1 protein-coding gene is annotated in these 1,090 nt (G+C 39.9%); it reads left to right on the top strand.

Translation table 11 applies throughout. The features are described from left to right. Positions 1–336: 336 nt before the first annotated feature. Positions 337–678 (top strand): hypothetical protein, encoded by a 342-nt coding sequence (locus tag PX481_RS25185; protein ID WP_288028171.1) that lies wholly within the window; start codon positions 337–339, stop codon positions 676–678. Positions 679–1,090: the final 412 nt, after the last annotated feature.

Raw genomic sequence — 1,090 nt, 5'->3', positions numbered from 1 at the left:
TGTTACTGGGTGTGGATTTCCCAGTAAAAAATCTTTACAGAGTCCCCCGACAATTAAACGAATCGAATAATGATAAATTTTTGTCAAGGGGTGCGGTCAGATCGAATAATCGTCGCTAGAATTGGCCTAATTGTCAGGAATTTAGTTAAACAAGGTTTTTGACAATATGCTAATCTGGCTAACAGGCTTTTGGGCGTGATATAGGGAAAAGTTCTGGCGATTGCGCCTAGATGGGGTGATATGCCAAAAGTTGACCCATATCGTTACTCTGAGGAGTGTTATCCAGAAATTTTCCGTGTAATATGTAGTTATGTTTTTTGAAAAGGAGTCAGCATAATGAAGCCTTTAGCTATAAATCCAGATTCGGTGAATATTATATCTCCATTAATTTCGCCGAAAAAAATAGAGTTAAATCCTATTCGGATAACATATAAATCCCCGATACAATATCGTAAAGCTGTTTATAAAATAGCATGTTTTTTCCGGCGAGAGTTTAGATACGACTTTGTGCAATATGGTTATGAAGGCGAAGAAAATGACCCGAAGCATGTTGCTTTTTTGTGGCTTCATCCAGAAGCAAGGCCTTTTACAGGCGATTTTAGAATTCCATGTATCGGAGCAACCTGTTTCCGATACCGTGAATGGACAGATAACCCAGCAGGATACGCTATGCAATAGATATGGTTCCATCCGTATTGGAGACGCAAAGGATTGTTATCCGAATCTTGGTCTGATTTTAAGCAGGAATTCGGCGATTTTATCTGCGAGCAACCGATATCAGAAGCAATGACTAAGTTTCTGGATAAACAACAAAAAACATAACTCATCGTTGCACCAGACAGCCGTAGGGTGCGTTCCCCAAAGTGGTTCCTACTGCTCCAGCGATCGATTTTGGGGAACGCACCATGCACATTGATTGAAACTGTAGGTTTAAGTGCGGTCGCCGATCTTAATAAGCTATATTAACAACAATACTTAAAGAGAAGGCTTAAAATGGTTAAATCAACTTTGTACACGACAGCAAAAGTCCTACCGGGAAATAGAATTGAAATTGAATCTCCAGAGCTGACTGTAGGACAAACTGTTGAGG

Source organism: Microcystis sp. M53603_WE2, from assembly GCF_030065435.1.
The sequence above is the reverse complement of the archived record's forward strand: the minus strand, read 5'-3'. Positions and strand labels throughout refer to the sequence as shown.